The organism is Dietzia sp. DQ11-71, from assembly GCF_014144995.1.
In the GTDB taxonomy this organism is placed as follows: Bacteria; Actinomycetota; Actinomycetes; order Mycobacteriales; family Mycobacteriaceae; genus Dietzia; species Dietzia kunjamensis.
In genome coordinates this window covers 1-1,089 of the sequence record NZ_JAALDT010000272.1, presented here as the reverse complement: position 1 = coordinate 1,089, position 1,089 = coordinate 1, and the positions used below count along the sequence as shown (strand labels likewise).

At 72.3% G+C, this 1,089-nt stretch carries 1 protein-coding gene; it reads left to right on the top strand.

Going from position 1 to position 1,089, the window contains the following annotated elements; translation table 11 throughout:
* Positions 1-135: 135 nt before the first annotated feature.
* Positions 136-1,014, top strand: a complete 879-nt coding sequence (locus G6023_RS10175; protein ID WP_182635341.1) for a sulfurtransferase — start codon at positions 136-138, stop codon at positions 1,012-1,014.
* Positions 1,015-1,089 lie beyond the last annotated feature (75 nt).

The following is a 1,089-nucleotide window of genomic DNA, read 5'->3' as shown; positions in this document are numbered from 1 at the left end:
TCGGACGGGCCCGACCACCGGGGATGGTGGTCGGGCCCGTCTCGCTCTGTCGGCACCCCCACGGTCGCGTGAAGCTCGTCACGGCGGCGCGGTAGGTGGGGGTCACCTCGTCGGCGAAAGGACTACTCTTAACACGTGACCCCAGACCCCGCCACCGATACCCAGGTCAGCCCCCTCCTCGTCACGGCGCGTGAGCTGATCGAGGACGTCGTCACGCTGCCTCCCCCGGTGATCCTCGATGTGCGCTGGCAGCTCGGGGACGCGAACGGCCGGGAGCACTACTGGTCGGGCCACATCCCCGGCGCGCAGTACCTGGACCTGCCCGGCGACCTCGCGGGGCAGCGCAACGTCCGCGAGGGGCGTCATCCGCTCCCGTCGCCCGAGGACTTCGAGGACGCGATGCGCCGGGTCGGGATCGACGACGACAGTCGCGTGGTGATCTACGACGACTGCGGCAACACGTCGGCCGCCCGCGCCTGGTGGCTCATGCGCTGGGCCGGCAAGAAGGACGTCTACCTGCTCGACGGTGGGCTCAAGGCGTGGATCGCGGAGGGTGAGGACCTCGCCGTGGGGCCCGGGAACCCGGTCTCGCGCGGCGACTTCACCTTCGATCTGGACCACATGCTCACCGTCGGTATCGACGACACCGGGACGTGGCCCGAGCGGGGCGTGCTCATCGACGCCCGCACCCCGGAGCGCTACGAGGGCCGCACCGAGCCGATGGACTCGCGCGCCGGACACATTCCGGGCGCGGTGAACATGCCCACCGGGGACTTCCTCGACGAGCGCGGCCGCTTCCTGCCGGCCGACCAGATCCGCCGCATGTTCGCCGAGGTGGGCGTGACCAGTGGGTCCGACGCGGTCGTGTACTGCGGTTCGGGCATCCACGCCTGCCACGCGTTGGCGGCGATGGAGGTCGCCGGGATCGAGGCGGGTCGGTTGTTCCCGGGCTCGTGGTCAGCGTGGTCGGCGGACCGGAAGCGGCCGGTCTCGATCGGCGAGCAGCCCCGCTGACCGCCCTCGGCGCCTCGCCCACGCCCGTCTCTCATCCGGCCGCGCCCCCACGCGCCGCTGCGCCTGGCCGGGCGC